The organism is Curtobacterium flaccumfaciens (genome assembly GCF_004361695.1).
Classification (GTDB): Bacteria; Actinomycetota; Actinomycetes; order Actinomycetales; family Microbacteriaceae; genus Curtobacterium; species Curtobacterium flaccumfaciens_B.
The window spans coordinates 66,116-83,914 of record NZ_SNVW01000009.1; the positions used below are offsets into that span (position 1 = coordinate 66,116).

Annotated in this window: 20 protein-coding genes; 10 read left to right on the plus strand and 10 right to left on the minus strand. The window is 73.6% G+C overall.

Annotated features, from left to right (window positions below; all coding sequences use genetic code 11):
* Positions 1–33: 33 nt before the first annotated feature.
* From EDF64_RS12975 to EDF64_RS12990, 5 genes are all read right to left on the minus strand, one after another.
* Positions 34–795 (minus strand): SDR family NAD(P)-dependent oxidoreductase, encoded by a 762-nt coding sequence (locus EDF64_RS12975; RefSeq protein ID WP_133520402.1) that lies wholly within the window; start codon positions 793–795, stop codon positions 34–36.
* Positions 796–874: 79 nt separating this feature from the next.
* Positions 875–3,328: an excinuclease ABC subunit UvrA gene (locus EDF64_RS12980; RefSeq protein ID WP_133520403.1), complete on the minus strand. Its 2,454-nt coding sequence runs from the start codon at positions 3,326–3,328 to the stop codon at positions 875–877.
* A 71-nt stretch (positions 3,329–3,399) separates the two neighbouring features.
* Entirely contained in the window at positions 3,400–3,567 is a 168-nt protein-coding gene (locus EDF64_RS18265; RefSeq protein ID WP_166645733.1) for a hypothetical protein, read from the minus strand.
* 192 nt (positions 3,568–3,759) lie between these two features.
* Positions 3,760–4,239, minus strand: coding sequence for a VOC family protein (locus tag EDF64_RS12985; RefSeq protein WP_133520404.1), 480 nt, complete (start codon positions 4,237–4,239; stop codon positions 3,760–3,762).
* Positions 4,240–4,269: 30 nt separating this feature from the next.
* A complete protein-coding gene (locus EDF64_RS12990; protein WP_133520405.1) occupies positions 4,270–4,956 on the minus strand; it encodes a hypothetical protein in 687 nt (228 codons plus the stop codon).
* Between the two features lie 118 nt (positions 4,957–5,074).
* Between EDF64_RS12990 and EDF64_RS12995 the strand changes: the two genes are divergently transcribed.
* The gene (locus EDF64_RS12995; protein WP_133520406.1) at positions 5,075–5,491 is read left to right on the plus strand and encodes a VOC family protein; all 417 of its coding nucleotides are present in this window, start codon (positions 5,075–5,077) and stop codon (positions 5,489–5,491) included.
* Here EDF64_RS12995 and EDF64_RS13000 read toward each other — a convergent pair.
* From EDF64_RS13000 to EDF64_RS13005, 3 genes are all read right to left on the minus strand, one after another.
* Positions 5,472–6,419: a methyltransferase family protein gene (locus tag EDF64_RS13000; protein WP_133520407.1), complete on the minus strand. Its 948-nt coding sequence runs from the start codon at positions 6,417–6,419 to the stop codon at positions 5,472–5,474. The two genes, EDF64_RS12995 and EDF64_RS13000, sit on opposite strands and share 20 nt — an antisense overlap.
* Before the next feature lie 158 nt (positions 6,420–6,577).
* Positions 6,578–6,715, minus strand: a complete 138-nt coding sequence (locus EDF64_RS18270) for a hypothetical protein (protein WP_166645734.1) — start codon at positions 6,713–6,715, stop codon at positions 6,578–6,580.
* 84 nt (positions 6,716–6,799) lie between these two features.
* Entirely contained in the window at positions 6,800–7,600 is an 801-nt protein-coding gene (locus tag EDF64_RS13005; RefSeq protein ID WP_243736384.1) for an alpha/beta fold hydrolase, read from the minus strand.
* Between EDF64_RS13005 and EDF64_RS13010 the strand changes: the two genes are divergently transcribed.
* Complete coding sequence (locus tag EDF64_RS13010; RefSeq protein WP_133520408.1) at positions 7,599–7,802, plus strand: hypothetical protein; 204 nt, start codon at positions 7,599–7,601, stop codon at positions 7,800–7,802. The genes EDF64_RS13005 and EDF64_RS13010 overlap by 2 nt on opposite strands.
* Before the next feature lie 64 nt (positions 7,803–7,866).
* On the opposite strand, the gene EDF64_RS13015 is transcribed toward EDF64_RS13010, so the two are convergent.
* Entirely contained in the window at positions 7,867–8,130 is a 264-nt protein-coding gene (locus EDF64_RS13015; RefSeq protein WP_133520409.1) for a hypothetical protein, read from the minus strand.
* A 123-nt stretch (positions 8,131–8,253) separates the two neighbouring features.
* Between EDF64_RS13015 and EDF64_RS13020 the strand changes: the two genes are divergently transcribed.
* The 3 genes from EDF64_RS13020 (at position 8,254) to EDF64_RS13030 (ending at position 11,425) form a co-directional block, all read left to right on the plus strand.
* Positions 8,254–9,213, plus strand: coding sequence for an SDR family NAD(P)-dependent oxidoreductase (locus EDF64_RS13020; protein WP_166645735.1), 960 nt, complete (start codon positions 8,254–8,256; stop codon positions 9,211–9,213).
* 217 nt (positions 9,214–9,430) lie between these two features.
* Complete coding sequence (locus EDF64_RS13025) at positions 9,431–10,459, plus strand: transporter (protein ID WP_133520411.1); 1,029 nt, start codon at positions 9,431–9,433, stop codon at positions 10,457–10,459.
* Between the two features lie 156 nt (positions 10,460–10,615).
* A complete protein-coding gene (locus tag EDF64_RS13030; protein ID WP_133520412.1) occupies positions 10,616–11,425 on the plus strand; it encodes a DUF1684 domain-containing protein in 810 nt (269 codons plus the stop codon).
* Positions 11,426–11,681: 256 nt separating this feature from the next.
* Here EDF64_RS13030 and EDF64_RS13035 read toward each other — a convergent pair whose 3' ends face one another.
* A complete protein-coding gene (locus EDF64_RS13035; RefSeq protein WP_133520413.1) occupies positions 11,682–12,242 on the minus strand; it encodes a histidine phosphatase family protein in 561 nt (186 codons plus the stop codon).
* 73 nt (positions 12,243–12,315) lie between these two features.
* Between EDF64_RS13035 and EDF64_RS13040 the strand changes: the two genes are divergently transcribed.
* The 5 genes from EDF64_RS13040 to EDF64_RS13060 all read left to right on the plus strand — a co-directional run bounded on the left by EDF64_RS13040 (position 12,316) and on the right by EDF64_RS13060 (position 17,785).
* Positions 12,316–13,800: a reverse transcriptase family protein gene (locus EDF64_RS13040; protein WP_133520414.1), complete on the plus strand. Its 1,485-nt coding sequence runs from the start codon at positions 12,316–12,318 to the stop codon at positions 13,798–13,800.
* 97 nt (positions 13,801–13,897) lie between these two features.
* The gene (locus EDF64_RS13045) at positions 13,898–15,199 is read left to right on the plus strand and encodes an acyl-CoA dehydrogenase family protein (RefSeq protein ID WP_133520415.1); all 1,302 of its coding nucleotides are present in this window, start codon (positions 13,898–13,900) and stop codon (positions 15,197–15,199) included.
* Positions 15,196–15,960 carry an LLM class flavin-dependent oxidoreductase gene (locus tag EDF64_RS13050; protein ID WP_133520416.1) on the plus strand — a complete coding sequence of 255 codons (765 nt, stop codon included), beginning with the start codon at positions 15,196–15,198 and terminating at the stop codon, positions 15,958–15,960. The genes EDF64_RS13045 and EDF64_RS13050 overlap by 4 nt, the downstream gene beginning before the upstream one ends.
* Positions 15,957–17,219 carry an NtaA/DmoA family FMN-dependent monooxygenase gene (locus EDF64_RS13055; RefSeq protein ID WP_133520417.1) on the plus strand — a complete coding sequence of 421 codons (1,263 nt, stop codon included), beginning with the start codon at positions 15,957–15,959 and terminating at the stop codon, positions 17,217–17,219. The genes EDF64_RS13050 and EDF64_RS13055 overlap by 4 nt, the downstream gene beginning before the upstream one ends.
* Positions 17,220–17,365: 146 nt before the next feature.
* Positions 17,366–17,785, plus strand: a complete 420-nt coding sequence (locus tag EDF64_RS13060; protein ID WP_208108908.1) for a carboxymuconolactone decarboxylase family protein — start codon at positions 17,366–17,368, stop codon at positions 17,783–17,785.
* Positions 17,786–17,799 lie beyond the last annotated feature (14 nt).

A 17,799-nucleotide genomic window follows, 5' to 3' on the forward strand; every position in this document is an offset into this window, starting at 1 on the left:
CCCAACCTGGGGTGGCGCCCCCCTCGGCCGCCGTCAGCGCGCCGTCCACCCGCCGTCGATCGGCAGCGCCGTCCCCGTGATGAGCGATGCGCCCCCACCCGCCAGGAACGTGACGGCCGCAGCGACCTCCTCCGGCTGCCCGATGCGGTGCAGTGCGGCGATGCGCTCGACGGTGTCCTGTCGGAAGGCCTCGTCGGACAGCGCCGGTTCGGTGCCGTCCGTCTCGATGAAGGTCGGCGCGACGGCGTTCACCCGGATGCCGTACTGCCCCCACTCGACCGCCAGGCACTTCGTCATGTGGATCACGGCCGCCTTGCTCGTGCAGTACGAGGACTCGCCGGGCAGCGCGACGAGCCCCGCCTGCGAGGCGATGTTGACGATCGACCCGCCGCCCGCGCCCCGCATGTGCTTCGCCACGTGCTGGGAGACGAAGAACGTCGACTTCGTGGTGAGGGCCCAGACCGCGTCGAAGTGCTCCTCGGTCACGTCGAGGGCGTCCTCCACGATGCCGCCGCCGGCGTTGTTGACCAGGACATCGATGGTCCCGAGCTCCTCGACCACGGCGTCGATGGCCGCTCGGCATGCCGCGAGGTCGGTCACGTCCATCCGGACGGTGGTCACCCGCCGCCCGAGTGCGCGGATCTCGTCGGCCAGCGCGGTCGCGCCCTCCGGGTCGCGCACCCCGAGCGCGACGTCGGCGCCGTGCGCGGCGAGGTCGAGGGCGATTGCCCGTCCGATCCCGCGGGAGGCAGCGGTCACCAGGGCGACGGAGCCGGTCAGGGGCGTGGAGTGCATGCGTGGTCCTTCAGGTCGGCCGGGAGGCGCGGTGCGCGTCGTCCCCGTCGCCATCCTCCTGCAGGTGGCCGGTCGGCGCTCACGCGTGCTGCAGTTCCTCCCGCAGGAACGGTGCGGTCCGGCTCGCGGGTGACGCCGCCACCTCGGCGGGGGACCCGGCCGCGACCACGCGGCCGCCCGCGTCACCGCCGCCGGGGCCCATGTCGATGACGTGGTCGGCCTTCGCGACGACGTCCATGGCGTGCTCGACCACGACGACCGTGTTGCCCGCGTCGGTGAGGCGGGCGAGCTGTTCGGTGAGCAGTTCGACGTCGGCCGGGTGCAGGCCGGTCGTCGGTTCGTCGAGCAGGTAGAGCGTGTGACCGGAGCGTGCGCGTTGGAGTTCGGTGGCGAGCTTGATGCGCTGGGCTTCCCCGCCGGACAGCTCGGGTGCGGGCTGCCCGAGCCGGAGGTAGCCCAGTCCGACCTGGCGGAGCACCTCGAGGGCGCGGCCGGCGGCCGGGATCGCGGCGAGGAACGGAGCCGCCTCGTCGACCGTCATGCCGAGCACGTCGGCGATCGTGGCGTCGTGCCAGCGCACCTCGAGCGTCTCGGCGGTGTACCGGGACCCGTGGCACTCCGGGCACGGTGCCCAGCTCCCGGGCAGGAACAGGAGCTCGACGGACACGGAGCCCTCGCCCTGGCACACCTCGCACCGGCCGCCGGCGACGTTGAACGAGAACCGTCCGGCGGTCCAGCCGCGGGCCCGGGCGTCGTCGGTCGCCGCGAACGCCGCGCGCACGGCGTCGAACAGCCCGGTGTAGGTGGCGAGGTTCGACCGGGGCGTCCGGCCGATCGGCTTCTGGTCGACCTGCACGACGCGGTCGACGAGGGGGTGGTCCGCCGCCACCGCGGGCAGGACCCCGCCGACGAGCGAGGACTTGCCGGAGCCGCTGACACCGGTCACGGCGGTGAGGACCCCGAGCGGCACGTCGACGTCGAGTCCCCGGAGGTTGTGCAGGGTGACGTCCCGGAGCTCCAGTGTGCCGACGGGGACCCGCGGACTGCGGGCTTCGGCGGGCCCGGCGCCCGGGATGAGGAAGCGGCGTGTGACGGAGCCGTCCACGTCGGCCAGGCCGTCCACCGGGCCGCTGTAGAGGACGGTGCCGCCACCCGCGCCCGCACCGGGTCCGACGTCGACGATCCAGTCCGCCCGCCGCACGATGCGCATGTCGTGCTCGACGACGAAGACGCTGTTGCCGCCGGCACGCAGGTCCTGCAGCACCTCCATGAGCGATTCGGCGTCCGCCGGGTGCAGGCCGGCGCTCGGCTCGTCGAGCACGTAGACCACGCCGAACAGGCCGGACCGGAGCTGTGTGGCGATCCGCAGACGCTGGGTCTCACCGGGGGAGAGCGTGGGGGTCGCCCGGTCGAGCGAGAGGTACCCGAGTCCGAGTCCGGTGAGCACCTCGACGCGGGTGAGCAGGTCGCGGGAGATCGCGACGGCGACCTCGGTGTGCTCGCCCGACGACGCCCGGGAGGTAGCGGGGCCGGCGTCGGTGATCGTCGCGATCGGACGCAGGACATCGGCGAGCGCCGTCAGCGCGAGCCCGTTCAACTCGGCGATGGTGTGCCCGCCGACGGTCACGGCGAGGGCGGCCCGGGTGAGCCCGGTGCCGTGGCAGAGCCCGCACGGACCGGACTCGACGAACCGCAGCGCCTTCTGTCGCTGGGTCTCGCTCTGGGAGTCGGCGAGCGTGTGCAGGATGAACTGCCGGGCGCTCCAGAACCGTCCCTTGTACGGCTTGGCCACCCGGTCGCGCTTCGGGTGGACCTCGACGACCGGCTGCTCCTCGGTGAACAGCAGCCAGTCGCGGTCCTCGCGGGGGAGTTCCCGCCAGGGTCGTTCGATGTCGTACCCGAGGACCGCCGTCACGTCGCGGAGGTTCTTCCCCTGCCAGGCACCGGGCCACGCGGTGATCGCGCCGTCCCGGATGCTGAGTGCGTCGTCGTGCACGGCGGACGCCTCGGTGACCTCGTGCGCGGTGCCGAGTCCGTGGCAGCGCGGACACGCACCGGCGACGGTGTTCGGCGAGAACGAGTCCGACTCGAGGCGGTCCGCGCCCTCGGGGTACGTGCCGGCGCGGGAGAACAGCATGCGCATCGAGTTCGACAGCGTCGTCAGCGTGCCGACCGTCGAGCGGGTGCTCGATGCTCCGCGGCGCTGCTGCAGGGCGACCGCGGGTGGCAACCCGGTGATCGAGTCGACGTGCGGTGTCGAGCCCTGGGCGATGAGCCGTCGGGCGTACAGGGCGACGGACTCGAGGAAGCGGCGCTGTGCCTCGGCGAAGACCGTGCCGAACGCGAGCGAGGTCTTGCCCGAGCCGGACACACCGGTGAACGCGACGATGCGGTCGCGGGGGACGTCCACGTCGACGCCGCGGAGGTTGTTCTCGCGGGCACCGCGGACGCTGATGAAGCCGTCGCGCTCGGTGCCGGTCGTGGTGGTGGTCGGCGAGGGCAGCGCAGGGGAGGGCAGCGCGGAGGAGGGCATCCTCACGATGCTAGGCGCGGGCGGCTGAGCGCCGACGCCGGGTGCTGCGGGGCGTTCGTCAGCGCCGTTCCTCAGGGGCGGTACTCGTCGGGTTTCTTCGTCGCCGTCGTCGGCGGCTGCCCGGGCGGGACCACCCCGCCGGAGCCGAGCGACGTCAGCACGCCCGCGATGACCTGCCACGCGCGCAGTGCCACGCGGCCCGCGGTCTGCAGCACGGTCAGCATCGTTCCCCCGATCACGTCGTCGTCGTGCTCACCGTACCGTCGCGCCGTGCCCGTCGGACACCCCCGGCGACGTCGATGCGCAGGATCCGGCTCGTCGCGGCCGCGGCCCCCACGACCGCGGCCGCGAACGACCGGACTCCCCGCACGACCACCACGATGCACCTGCCACGCGGCCGTCGCATCCGCCGAACGGATGAAACATGACCGTCAGTCGACTGTCTCGTGCTCGTGGAGCTCGCCGCCGCTGCCCGGTCCCTTCCGCAGGTCCTGCGCGAGCATGACGAGGATGCCGCTCGGTCCCCGGAGGTACGTCAGCCGGTAGACGTCGCCGTAGGTCGCCACCCCGCGCAGCGGCAGGCATCCGTGCCGCTCCGCGATCGCCAGCGCCGCGTCGAGGTCGTCCACCGAGAACGCGACCCGGTGCATGCCGATCTCGTTCGGCAGGGTCGGCTCGGTGTCGATCGCGTCGGGGTGGATGTACTCGAAGAGTTCCAGTCGCCCGTGGCCGTCCGGGGTCTGGAGCATCGCGATCTTCGCGTGGTTGCCGTCGAGGCCCACGGCGGTGTCGGCCCACTCGCCGCTGACGGTGTCCCGACCGACGACGGCGAGTCCGAGGTCCGTGAAGAACGCGACGGCCTCGTCGAGGTCCCGGACGGCGATCCCGACGTTCTCCAGTGCGATGCTCATGGCTCGGAGGCTAGCGCGGAGCCGGCGTCGTCACCCGGCTCGCTCCGCCGCGCGTGCGTCCGCCGCCGCGAGTCCTGCGCGCATCCGTTCCGCCGTCCCTGCAGCCCAGCCCCCGGAACTCGCCAGCGGGAGTTCGGTCATGTACCGGCGGCGATGCTCGGGGTAGTCGCGCACGATCCGGTCCGGGTCGCTCAGGACGCTGGCGTAGAGCGCGGGACCGTCCGCGTAGAAGAGGTCGGCGACGACGAGCCGGCCGTCGGACCCGCGCATCACGTTCGCCGGGTTGTCGTCGAGCGGGCCCCACCACGGTTGTTCCCGCGCACCGAGACCGTGCACGGAGGTGATGCAGCGCGCGAGCTCCGCCACGGACGGGTCGCGTCGGGCGATCAGCTGCTGGAACGCCGTGCCCTCGTCCTCGGGGACGGGCGACAGGTACTCCATCACGGTGAGGTCCGCACCGCCGGCGAGTACCCGGTGGTCGACGAGCTCCGGGACCTGCCTCGTGTGGGCGGCTTCCCGGTAGAGCATCGCGGAGTAGGGGCCAGCCGGGTCGAACGGGCTGATCCGGGCGGCGAGGGTGCCGGACGGCGATCGCAGCGCGACTGCCCAGTCACCCGTGCCGCACGGCGTCCACCCGAAGCGTTCGAGGGTGCCCACGACCTCCGTCCACGGCATGTCGTCGGTCAGGTGCTCGTCGAACGCGTCCTCGGGTCCCATGCACCCATCCTCCACGCCCGCGGCGCCCTACCCCCCCCCTTCCCGTCCCCGCTCCGGTCTGGGACGATGGCCGCGACACGGACGACGGCGTCCGTGCGCGACCCGCGAGGAGTCCACCATGACCGTCCGGCTCAACCCCTACATCGGCTTCCGCACCCAGGCCCGCGAAGCCCTCGGGTTCTACCAGTCCGTGTTCGGCGGCGAGGTCGCGCTCAGCACCTTCGGCGAGGCCGGCATGACCCAGGACCCGGCCGACGCCGACAAGGTCATGCACGGCCAGCTCGACGGCGCGGACGGCCTCGTGCTGATGGTCTCCGACGCCCCCACCGGCATGGAGTCGCCCGAGGTCAGCAACATCTCGATCTCCCTCAGCGGTGACGACGGGGAGGCGCTCACCCGCTACTGGAACGGCCTTGCCGAGGGCGCGTCGATCATCGAGCCGTTGACCGAGGCCCCCTGGGGTGACACCTTCGGCATGCTCACCGACCGGTTCCGGGTGACCTGGCTCGTCAACATCAGCGGCGCGGCGGGCTGACGGCCTCCGCCGGCGCGATCGCGGCGATCGGCCACCGCGGCACCCAGCAGCGGACCCGGGCGGCGTACCGACGGAAGTCGCCGCCGAACCGGTGCTCCAGGTCGGCTTCCTCGAGCGGCCGGACGATGCAGTTCCAGACGATGGAGCCGGCGAGCGCGTAGACGACGACCATCCACGACGACAGCAGCAGGCCGACGGCGACGCCCTGCGTGATCCCGGCGAGGGCCATCGGGTTCCGGACGGACCGGTAGGGCCCGGCGACGACGAGCCGGTTCGGCATCGCGGACGGCAGCGGCGTGCCGTTGCCCTGGGTGGACATGGCGGCGGCCGAGGCGATGCCGAGCGCACTCGCGGCGACGAGGACGACCGCGCCGGTGACGACCGAGGTGACCGTCACCGCGTCGGGCAGCGGTGGGTGCAGCTGCCACCGGTGCTCGGCGAACGCGATGACGAGCGGGAGCACCCCGAGGAACAGGCCCCAGAAGACGACGATCTGCACGACCGTCCCGAGCACGTGCCGTCCGCGCGGCGCGTCCGGGTCGGCGGTGCGGAAGCGCAGCGGCCCGGCGGCCACCCACTCGGTCGGGATCCGTCCGAGCAGCACGAGTGCCAGAGCGAGCGCCGACCCGACGGTCGCGCCGATCATGACGAGGACGCCGACCCCGGCCTCGGTGGTGACCGTGGCCCAGATCGCCAGGGCGGCCATCACGACCGCCGTCCAGACCGTCGCGATCACGCCCGCGGTGCGGACGCCAGCGGCCGCCAGACCGGAGGCGACGACGAACAGCGGCACGTCGAGCGCGGCGACGACGACGGGGTCGAGCGACCCGAGGGTCGCGACCCGGACGGCCGGCACCGAGAAGACGGCGACCCACCAGACCGCTCCGGCGACGGCCTGCACCGCGAAGTACAGCCGACCCCAGGACATGCGAGCACGGTAGCAGTGAGCGAGACCGGAGACGGACTGGAGGCGCGGTGCCAGCTGGCACCGCGCCTCCAGTCCGTCAGGAAGTCACCGCGAGATCACTCGTGACCGTTGCGCAGTCAGCTCTGCTCGTTGCGCAGTCAGTCGTGCTTGTTGAGCAGTCAGTCGTGCTTGTTGATCTGGCCCAGCCAGCGGCCGAAGGACGGTGCCTGTTCGTCGTGCAGGCTGGTGAGGACCGGCTTCGGCAGGCAGGTGCGGTCGTCGTCGATGCCGGCGCTCTTGTGGAGGTCGAGGCTCATGGTGTGCTCCTTCGCATTCGGTGCTGAGTTCGACACCGAACGGGCCCGTTCCATTCCCACCCGGAGCCGCGGATCACGGAGTCGTCACACGGTGTGGTGTCGGCCCCGGCGCCGCGGCGCGACGCCGTCGGACTTCTCCGCGGCGTGGAACCCACGCACGAGGTCGGCGACGAGCGCGGGCTTCTCGACGATGAGACCGTGCGTGGCACGGGGGACGACGGCGAGCTCACCGTCGGGGAGCGCCTCGAGCATCGCCGCGAGGTGGTCGAGGCGGACCTCGTCGTCGTCGCCGCAGAGGATCAGCACGGGCATCCGGAGGTCGTGCAGGCGCGCGGTGCGCACGTCCGGCTCGGACTCGTGCAGCGTGCGTGCCTTGGCGGTCACGATCGCCCAGTGGTCCGCGCCGTCCGGGGACACCTCGGCGTAGGCGTCCGCCATGAACTGCGGCGGCTCGCCCTCGAGCACGCCGGGGTACCAGCCGTCGACGGCGTGGGGCGCACCGCCGAACACGAGCGAGCGGACGAGGTCGGGGCGGTCCAGCGCGAGGTGGAGCCCGACGACGGCACCGTCGCTCCATCCGAGCACGTCGACCGGTCCTGCGCCGAGGCCCTCGACAGCCCCAGCGACGACCGCTGCGGCGTCGGCGAAGTGCCACGGCCCCGGCACGTCCGCCGTCCGACCGTGCCCGGGGCGGTCGACGAGCACCACCCGGCGCTCCGCGAACGCGTCGGCGAGCATCCCCATGCTGCGCGAGTCGGTCCCGCCGGGGTGCAGGAGCAGGAGCGGCACACCGTCGCCGCCGGTGTCGGAGGTCCACGTCGTCGTCGCCATGGTCGAGTGTCCCACCGGGTCGGGCAGAATGGGGTGCGTGAACGAGACGGGCATGCCGCGCTTCCGACGGATCTGGTCCACCGTGCAGGTGGGCGTCCTCGCCGTCGCCGTCGTGTTCTGCATCGTGATGCTCGTGATCGGGCAGGGCAAGCTCGACCGGGTCTACGCGGTCGCGGCGGTGTTCTTCGGGCTGGCGCTCGTCGGGCACAGCACGTACCTGTGGCTCGTCAACCGGGGTGCGCGCGACCGCCCCTGACCGGATCGCTCCGCGAGCGACCGACCCTGACCCGATCGCTCCGCGAGTGGCCCGGGTGTGGTCGCTACTCGGCGAATCGGACGGCCAGCGGCACGAGCAGCCCGGCGACCCACACGAGCACCATCAGCAGCGCGCCGATCGCGATGAACCGGCGGCGGCGGCGCAGCTTCGGACTGCGTTCCTCGCCCCACATCTGCGCACGCACGAGCACCCGGTTCGCCTGCTCGACGACCTTCCGGACCTCCGGGTCGTCGAGCTCGAGCACCCCGGCCCGGGCGTGCTCGGCGATGACCGTGGCTTCGTCGACGGTGAGGTCGTCCTTGCGCATGGGCCCATGCTCCCACGCGGTGCCCGCCGCCGACAGGGCCGTCGTCGAGCGTGCGTCGATCGGCGCATGAGGGGTACGCCGACCTGGACGACGGCGCAGGGCACGGCGCGTACCAACGAGCACATGGCACATCGGTTCCGCGGGAAGATCGTCGTCGTCACCGGAGCCTCGAGCGGCATCGGGAGGGCCGCGGCGCACGAGTTCGCCCGACAGGGCGCCACGCTCGTACTGGCCGCGCGGAGCCACGACAGCCTCGAAGCCGCCGCCGCCGAGTGCCGCGAGCTCGGTGCCGAGGCGATCGCGATCCCCACCGACGTCGCCGACGAGCACCAGGTGAAGGACCTCATCGCCACCACGACGACCCGCTTCGGCCGGATCGACGTCTTCGTCGGCAACGCTGCGCTGTTCGTCTACGGCCTGTTCGAGCAGACCCCGACCGAGGCGTTCAAACGGGTCGTCGACACGAACCTCTACGGCCACCTCAACGCGATCACCCACCTGCTGCCGCACTGGAAGCAGCGCGGGAAGGGCACCTACGTCCTCGTCGGGTCGATCCAGTCGCTGCTCTCCGCGCCGTACCAGTCGGCGTACGTGACGAGCAAGCACGCGGCACTCGGCCTGGTCGACGTCCTCGGTGACGAGTACGCCGGCACCGGCATCCGCTTCACCGCCCTGCTGCCGTCGACGATCGACACCCCGATCTACCAGAACGGCGCCAACTACACCGAGAAGGCGTCGCACCCGCTGCCGCCGACGGTGTCGGTCGAACGAGCCGGTCGGGCCGTCGTCCGCGCCGCCGTGCGCCCGAAGCGCTACCGCTTCGTCGGCCGGATCCAGGCCTCGCTCGTGCCGCTGCAGTACGTGTTCCCCGGGCTGTTCCACAAGATCACGAAGCCGATGGTGCAGACGTTCGCGCTCCGCGGGCGGCAGGCACCGACCGACGGGAACCTCTACCGGCCCGCCGACGCCGACAACGCCACGGACGGCGGCTGGGTCGCGAAGCGACGGCGCGTCACGCGCCCCGTGCTGTGGGTCGGCGCGCTCGTCGCGGTCGCGGCCGTCGCCCTGGGCAGACGCCGCTGACGGCCTGGAGGCGCGTGGCGGGCCCGCACCGCGCCTCCAGTCCGGAGTCCACTGGCCCACCCCGTCGAGGGAGCAGCAATCGTCGTGTCCCGTCCGGCACCCCGACGATTCCTGCTCCCTCGACGACGACGTGCCCGAGTAGACGACGTGCCCGGGAAGCAGCGGCGCCGCGGCCGCGCACGCCGGGCGACGCCCGTGCCGCCAGAATGGTGCGGTCATGCCACGTCCAACCACACGCATCCCGCTCAACACCCTCGCCGTCCCGTTCGGTCTCGCCGGGTTCGCCGAGACCTGGTCGTACGCCGCACCCGTCCTCGACCTGCCGGCCGTCGTGCAGCAGGTGTTCTGGGTCGTCGCAGGCGTCACCTGGCTCTGGCTGCTCGGCGCGCACACCGTCCGTGGTGTCCGCGTGCGGGCGCACGAACGACTCGTCGACCAGCTCCGGCACCCGGCACAGGGTCCGCTCGCCGCCCTGGTGCCCGCGACCGCGATGCTGCTCGGCGTCGACCTGGCACGCGTGTGGCCGATCGGCGGCGAGGTCCTCGTGCTCCTGGCCGTGGCGACCGCTGCCGGGTTCGCGGCCTGGCTCCTCGCGACCTGGTTCGAGGGCCGGCTCGCCCTCGAGTCCGTGCACGGCGGCTACCTCCTGCCCACCGTCGCCACCGCCCTGGTGGGGTCGATCGCCACGCACGAGGTCGGCGCGACCTGGCTGTCGTGGGCCTGTTTCGGCGTCGGCGTGTTCTTCTGGGGCGTGATGACCGGCCTGCTGCTCCTGCGGCTCAGCTTCCGGCCGACGCTGCCCGGGCCGCTCGTGCCCACGATGGCGATCCTCGTCGCACCGCCCGCCGTCGCCACGGTGTCGGTGTTCGCCCTGACCGACGACGCCCTCACCCTGCCGGTGCAGGCGATCACGGGCCTCGGCGTCCTGCTGCTCCTCGTCCAGCTCGCGCTCCTGCCCCGGTACGTCCGGCTGGCGTTCTCGCTCGGCTTCTGGTCCTTCGTGTTCCCCGCCGCTGCGGTGGCGACGGCCGCGATCGACTGGATCCGGGTCCTCGACGTGCCGGCCGCGTGGATCCCGACCGTGGCGGTCCTGGTGCTCCTCTCCGTCCTCGTCGCGGTCGTCGGGGCGAAGTCGCTCGGGCTCGCCGCGCACCACCTGCTCCGGCAGGCGGAGGACGTCCTGCAGGCCGCCGACGACGAGGACGCGGAACCGGGCCCGGTGACGGGCGCCACCCGGGTGGTCTGACGCCGACACCGGCCGGGAGGCGCGGTGCGGGTCCGACCCGCACCGCGCCTCCCGGCCCGGGTCGCGACCACCGCTCGCCGCACCCGGGCCTGGTCGCGTGACGTCCCGAGACGGCGACCGTCGCGGCGGCGCCGCGGGACGACGTACCGTCGTCGCATGAGCACGACGACGCCGACCGCACCGTCCTTCGAAGCCGAGTGGGCCGCGTGGCACGACGCCCACGAGCGGGCCCGTGCGAGCGAGCACGGCTTCCTGGCGATCACGAGCATCCGGTGGTTGACCGGTACGCCCGAGCGGTACGACGACGCTCCCGGGGCGTGGTCGACCTCGGCCGAGGGGCCGGTCGTGCAGCTGGACGCGGGGGAGTGGATCGAGGTCGACGGGGTCCGGGTGACCGGCGAGCACCGGTTCGGTCCGCTGCCGGAGCGCTCGGGCACGTCGGTCGTGTGGCTCGACGGGGACGCGACGGTCGTCGTCGAGGTCGCTCGTCGCGGGGGCAGCGACGTCCTCCGGCCGCGACACCCCGCGAACCCGAAGCGGGTCCGGTACGCCGGCACGCCGGCCTACCCGCCGACCGAGCGGTTCGTCGTGACCGCCCACTTCGAGCCGTTCGAGACCCCGCGCGAGGTGACGGTCGGCTCGGTCGTCGACGGACTCCAGCACGTGTACGAGGCACCGGGTGTGCTGACGTTCGACCTCGACGGGCCGCGGTCGCTGCTGGCGTTCAACGGCCACGAGGACGGGTTGCACGTGCTCTTCACCGACCGCACGAGCGGGGTGACGACGTACGCGGCGAACCGGAGCCTCGACATCGCGGCGCCGGACGCATCGGGCACGACGACGATCGACTTCAACCGGGCGACGAACCTGCCGTGCGCCTACACCGAGCACGCGACGTGCCCGCTGCCTCCGGCGGAGAACCGGCTCGACGTGGCGGTCGAGGCGGGGGAGCAGCTGCCCGTCTGACGCGCGCGGCTCGTGGGCTCGGCGACTCGGAACGACATCGACTCGGAACGACATCGACGACGTCGTACGACATCGTCGGTGTCGTCGTGTGCGGACGCCGGGGCTTGCACACGCGGGCCTGCGACGATGTCGTCGTCGTACGACATCGTCGGTGTCGCACGGCGTCGAGTGTTGCGGCGAGGCACGACGCCGCCGCCGCCGACGCCGCCGCCGCCGACGACGATCACGCCGCGGACGAGGCCGACGCAGCGGGCGGTCAGCGCCGCGGGACGCGGGTCCAGCCGCTCGTGGCGCGCCACGCCGCCGGGTCGAAGGTGAACACGCTGCCCATCCCCGGCTGGTCGAGCGCGCGGGAGACCGGCACGCGCAGCAGGTCCGCGAGCAGGAGCGCCCCGACCGCACCGTGCGACACGATCGTCACGTCGCCGTCCGCGCTGACACGGCGTACGGCGTCGACGATGCGAGCCTGCGCGTCGACCGCCCGCTCCCAGCCCCGCACCGAGTGGCCGGGGTCGGCGAAGAATGCGTCGACGACCACCTCGAACTCGTCGAGCGGCAGGTAGCCCGTCGCGCTCCGGTCGATCTCGCCGAGGGCGGCGTCCGAGTCCGGCATGGCGCCGGTGGCTGACGCCAGGACCTCGGCCGTGTCGATCGCCTTCTGCTCCGTGCTCGACACGATCCGGCGGACACCGGGGTGCCAGGCGACGTCGACCGCCCCGGCTGCACGGGATCGACCGTCCGCCGACAGCCCCCACGACTCGATCGCTCGGGCGGGGTCCACGACGACCTCGGCGTGGGTCAGGAAGAACGAGACCATCCGACGATCCTGGCAGACCGTCATCGATCCCCCTGCTCGGCGCTCGGTCGGTGGGCCGCCGTAGGGTGGGCGTGTGGAGTTCCCGGGGGAGGCGGACGGCGCGCGAGACGCGTCGACCTCTCCGGGGTCACCCCGGGGCACGCAGTACCAGCAGGACGACACGCCCCGAGCGGGACGGCGCGCTCCGCGCGCGACGCCGCACGGAGGCACCGACAGGTCCCTCGGGAACCCCACGCCCCTCGACGTCGTCGCGGGTGCCCTCGCCGACGCGTTCCTGACGGCGGACCGGTGGGAGCCGGACGACCTGACGGCAGCCGGGTACGTCGTGGTCGGGGTCGAGCGGGCCTACGTCGGGCTCGCCGTCGCCGCCGCGCTCGACGCGTACCCGCGCCCGCCGGTCGACGCCCCGCGACAGCTCGCCGCCGTGCTCGCGTCCGCGCCGCGCCTGGTGGCACTGCACCGTGCCCGTCAGGACCGTCGACCGGTGCGGGTCCTCGTCCGCCGGGCCACGGCGGTGCGCGCACGACCGGAGACCGAAAGCCGGCTCCTCGTCGACACCCTGCCCGAACTGGCCCGCGCGCTCGACCTCACCGTCGGTCGGCTGCTGTGGCTCGCCGACACCCGCTCGTGGAACCGCCGCCCCGGCCCGTCGAGTCCGCTCCACCACCACCGGCACGAGTGGGTGCGCCGCCCCGGACGGACGCCGCGGCTGCTCGAGAAGCCGATGGAGATGCTCCGCCGGACGCAGCGGACGATCCTCGACGAGCTCCTCGTGACCTTCCCGGTGCACGGCGCCGCGCACGGGTTCGTGGCCGGGCGGAGCGTCGTGTCGGGCGCGGCGGTGCACACCGGGCAACAGGTGGTCGTGTCCGCCGACCTCACGTCGTTCTTCGCGAGCGTCACCGCCCCGACGGTCTTCGGCGTCTTCCGGTCGGCCGGGTTCGCGGAGCCGCTCGCGCACGTGCTCACCGGCATCTGCACGCACCGGGTGCCACCCCACGTGCTCACCGCCATGCCCGACGGCGGGAGTCCGGAAGACCGTGCAGCACTGCGCCGGTCGCTCGCCGCCGCGCACCTGCCCCAGGGCGCCCCGACGTCCCCGGCGCTCGCGAACACGGCGCTCCGGCACCTCGACGCCCGGCTCGACGGGTGGGCCGGGGCCGTCGGCGCGGTGTACACGCGGTACGCCGACGACCTGACGTTCAGCGGCGGCGACCGGCTCGCGGGCCGTGCGGACGCCTTCCTGCGCGGTGTCGACCGGATCGTCACCGACCAGGGCTACCGGCTCAACCCGGCGAAGACCCGGGTGCGGCGGCGCGGAGTCCGGCAGTCGGTCACGGGCGTGGTCGTCAACGATCGCACGAGTCCGGGGCGGCGCGAGGTCGACCGGCTCCACGCGATCCTCCACAACGCCGCCGAGCAGGGCCCGGCATCGCAGAACCGCGCGGGACACCCCGAGTTCCGAGCGCACCTGCTCGGCCGGATCGGCTGGGTGGAGCAGGTGCACCCAGGTCGCGCTCGGCGGTTGCGGGAGGAGTTCGCGCGCATCACGTGGTGAGCGCTGCCACCCGGCGCGTGTGACGCCGCGTTGCGTCCCGTTGCCCGGCGTTGCGGCACCGCTGCGGTGGACCGCCGCGGGTGGCTAGCGTGCGGGCATGTCCCCGAGCGAGATCCCGGCCGACGGCCGCTACGAGGAGCTCATCGCGCCGCTCCGGCCCGTCGTCGAACGGATCGCCGTCGACGCCCGGGAGCGCGAGCGCGACGAACGGCTCGCCACCGAGCAGCTCGGCTGGCTGGTCGACGCCGGCTTCGCGCGCTGGCGCACCCCGGTCGCGTGGGGCGGCGTCGGAGCGCGGCTGTCCGACGTCCTCCGCGCGATCGCCGAGCTCGCCGAGGTCGACCCGAACCTGGCGCACGTCTGGCGCAACCACTTCTCGTTCGTCGAGGACCGGGTGCACGCCCGGGGCAGCGCGTTCGACCACGAGATCGTCGGACGGCTGGGCCGCGGGGAGCTCGTCGGCGGCGGCTGGAGCGAGACGCCGAACGCCACCGGGGCCGACATCACGACCACGATCGCGCGGGACCCGGCCGGCGGCTGGCGCGTCAGCGGACGGAAGTTCTACTCGACGGGGAGCGTCTACGCCCGGTGGATCACCGTGCTGGCGGTCGCGGACGACGGGGAACGGTTCGTCGCGCTCGTCGACGCCGAGGACCCGGCGGTCGTCGTGGGGGACGACTGGGACGGCTTCGGACAGCGCGTCACGGGGAGCGGGAGCGTCACCTACGCCGACGTGCCGGTCCCCGACGAGCGCGTCCTGCCGTACGCCACCAGGTACCCGTACCAGGAGCAGTACTACCAGTCGGTGATGCACGCGATCCTCGTCGGCATCGGCCGTGCGGCGCTCCGCGAGGGCGTCGAGGCGCTCCGGGCCCGGGCACGCGGCCACCACAACGGCACGACGACCGACCCGACGCGGGACCCGGAGCTCCTCGGCGTGATCGGCACCGTCGCCGCGCGGGTGTACGCAGCCGACGCGGCCTTCGTGGGGAGCCTCGGCCCGCTCGACGAGGCGGTGGACCGGCACGCAGCCCTCCGTGCCGACGACGACGGCGACGGCGACGGCGACGGAGACGACGACGGCGACGACGACGACGACGGCGGCCGCGACGCCATCGCGGACCCGGCGCGCCCTGCTGCCCTCCGTGCCGCCCTCGAGCGCAGCTGGACCGCCGTCGCACACGCGCAGACCATCGTCACCGACGCCGTGCTCGACGCCACCACGCTCGTGTTCGACGCCCTCGGCTCCTCCGGCACCTTCCGGTCCCTCGGGCTCGACCGGCACTGGCGGAACGCCCGGACGCTCGCGTCCCACAACCCTCGCGTGCACAAGCGCCGGATCGTCGGTGACCTGCTCGTGAACGGCACCAGCCCGCTCGACCCGAGGAGCCCCCGGTGACCGGGACGATCGTGGCCGTGCCCGACGCCGAACTCGCCGGGGCGGTCGCGCGCCCGCGGGGCATCGCCGACCTCGCGGCCCGGATCGTGGCGTCCGGCGCCGACGTCGTCGCGCTCGGGACCGACCGGTTCGACCCCGACCGGGGCCGGGGTCACCGGCTCGACCCGACGACCGCCGCGCTCGCCCTCGGCCGGGCACTGCCGACGCACGGCCTCCTCGTCGCCGCCGCGCCGACGCGCGAGCACCCGTACAACGTCGCCCGCCGGGTGCTCTCCCTCGACCACGTCCTGGAGGCGCGGGTCGGGCTGGTCGTCGGAGCCCACGACCACGGGCTGCCCCCGTCCGACCACCGGCACGACCCGGCCGAGTTCGTCGCCGTCGTCCGCGGCCTCTGGCGGACCTGGCCGCTCGACAGCATCACCGGCGACCGCGAGACCGGCCGGTTCGCGGACACCGACCGGATCCGGCCGCTCGACCACGACGGCGGCCCCGGCGGGTACCGGGTACGCGGGCCGCTCACGACGCCGTCGAGTCGGCAGGGCGAACCCGTCCTCGCGGTCTGGCACGACGTGGTCCTGCCGGACGGAGCAGCCGCACCGGACCTGGTCCTCGGCGGCGACGCCCGCCCACTGGCACCGCTTCCCGACGCGAGCGACGTGACGGAGGCGAGCCGCGCCTCCAGTCCGACGCCGTGGGGGACCGGCCGCCGGACGCTCCGCGACCTGCTCGGTCTGCCGGTCCCCGGCGTGGTGACGCCGTGACGGACGCGGGCCTGGTCCTCGGGGTGAACCTGCAGGGATTCGGCCAGCGGCCGGCCGCCTGGCGGACACAGGACGTCGCGGCGACGGACCTGCTGACGGCGGAGTTCTGGGCGGACCTCGGACGGACGGCCGAACGCGGGCTGCTCGACATGGTGTTCCTCGCCGACCACCCGTCCTTCAGCGACCCGAACGTCCGTGCGTACGGCCAGCTCGAACCGTTCGTCGCTCTCGGGGTGATCGCCGACGCGACGACGCACCTCGGGTTGGTCGGCACCGCGTCGACGACCTACAACGACCCGGTGGACCTGGCGGAACGGCTGCTGTCCCTCGACACGGTGTCCGGTGGGCGGCTCGCCTGGAACGCGGTCACGACGTACGACCCGTCGGTGTCGGCGAACTTCGGCGTCGCGACGAACCCGGACCGGCCGGAGCGCTACGCCCGCGCCGGCGAGGTGGTCGACCTCGTGCAGGCGCTCTGGCGCTCCGCCGCGACCGGGGTGCCGGTCGCGCAGCACGGCGAGTTCGTGCACCACGAGGGCACCATCACGGTGCCGCCGTCCGCGCAGGGCCATCCCGTGGTGTTCCAGGCGGGCGGATCGCCGCACGGCCGCGACCTGGCAGCCCGCGTCGCCGAGGGCGTCTTCGCCGTCGAGCTCACCCCGGAGCCGGCACGGGAGCACTACCGCGCGGTGAAGCGCGCGGCGGCGACGTACGGGCGGGACCCCGCCGACGTCGTGATCGTGCCCGGGCTGTCGCTCGTGCTCGGGAGCACCGAGGCCGAGGCCCGACGGCGGTTCGACGAGCTCGAGGCCCTCGCGCCGGACGGGTACGCGCTCCGGGCACTCGGGACGCACCTCGACGCCGACCTGACCGGGCTCGACCCGTCGGCACCGATCCCGGCGGCGATCCTCGACCGCGAGGTCGACCCCGTCACCTACGGCCCCTCGCTCGGCTACCACGAGACCGTCGTGCGGTGGGTGCGGGCGAACAACACCTCGTTGCGGCAGGTCCTGCGGGGCTTCGGCGGCTACGGCGCCCGGATCGTCGTCGGGACACCCGAGCAGGCTGCGGACACGATCGAGGAGTGGTACCGGACGGGGGCCGCGGACGGCTTCACCCTGATGATCGACGAGTTCCCGCGGGGGCTCGAGACGGTGGTCGACGAGCTCGTGCCGATCCTGCAGCGGCGCGGGGTGTTCCACCGCTCGTACGAGGACGTCACGCTCCGGGGGCGGTTCGCGGCGCGTCGGCGGGGCTGACCTCGCACCGTGCGAGGGCGCGCCCACCCCGGCGCCGTGACGTCGTGTGACGCCCGCACCCCACCCCCGCGTCACACGACGCAACCGCGGTTCACGCTCGGCAACACACGTCGCCAGGGGCTCCGTCCGGTCATAGCGTCGCCGTCATGACCGACTACCTCGACCGCGAGCAGGACAAGACCTTCACGAAGGTCTACAAGCAGCAGACCCCGGACATCCTCAAGGCGTTCGTCGACTTCGACGCGTCGGTGTTCCAGGCCGAGGGTCGCGCGATCCCGCTGAAGTACCGGGAGCTCATCGCCCTCGCGGTCGGCATCACCACGCAGTGCGTGTACTGCATCGACGCCCACAGCCAGCGCGCGGTGCAGGCCGGTGCGGACGAGGCCGAACTCGCCGAGGCCGCGTGGGTCGCCACCGCCATCCGCGCCGGAGGCGGCTTCGCCCACGGCCGCCTCGGCTTCAAGTTCGGCGCCGAAGCGACGGCCCCCGCCGGTGCCCCCACCGGCGCCACGACCGCCCCCACGCACGCCGAAGCGACGGCCGCCGCCGCCACGCACACCCACTGACCCCCACCCCGACG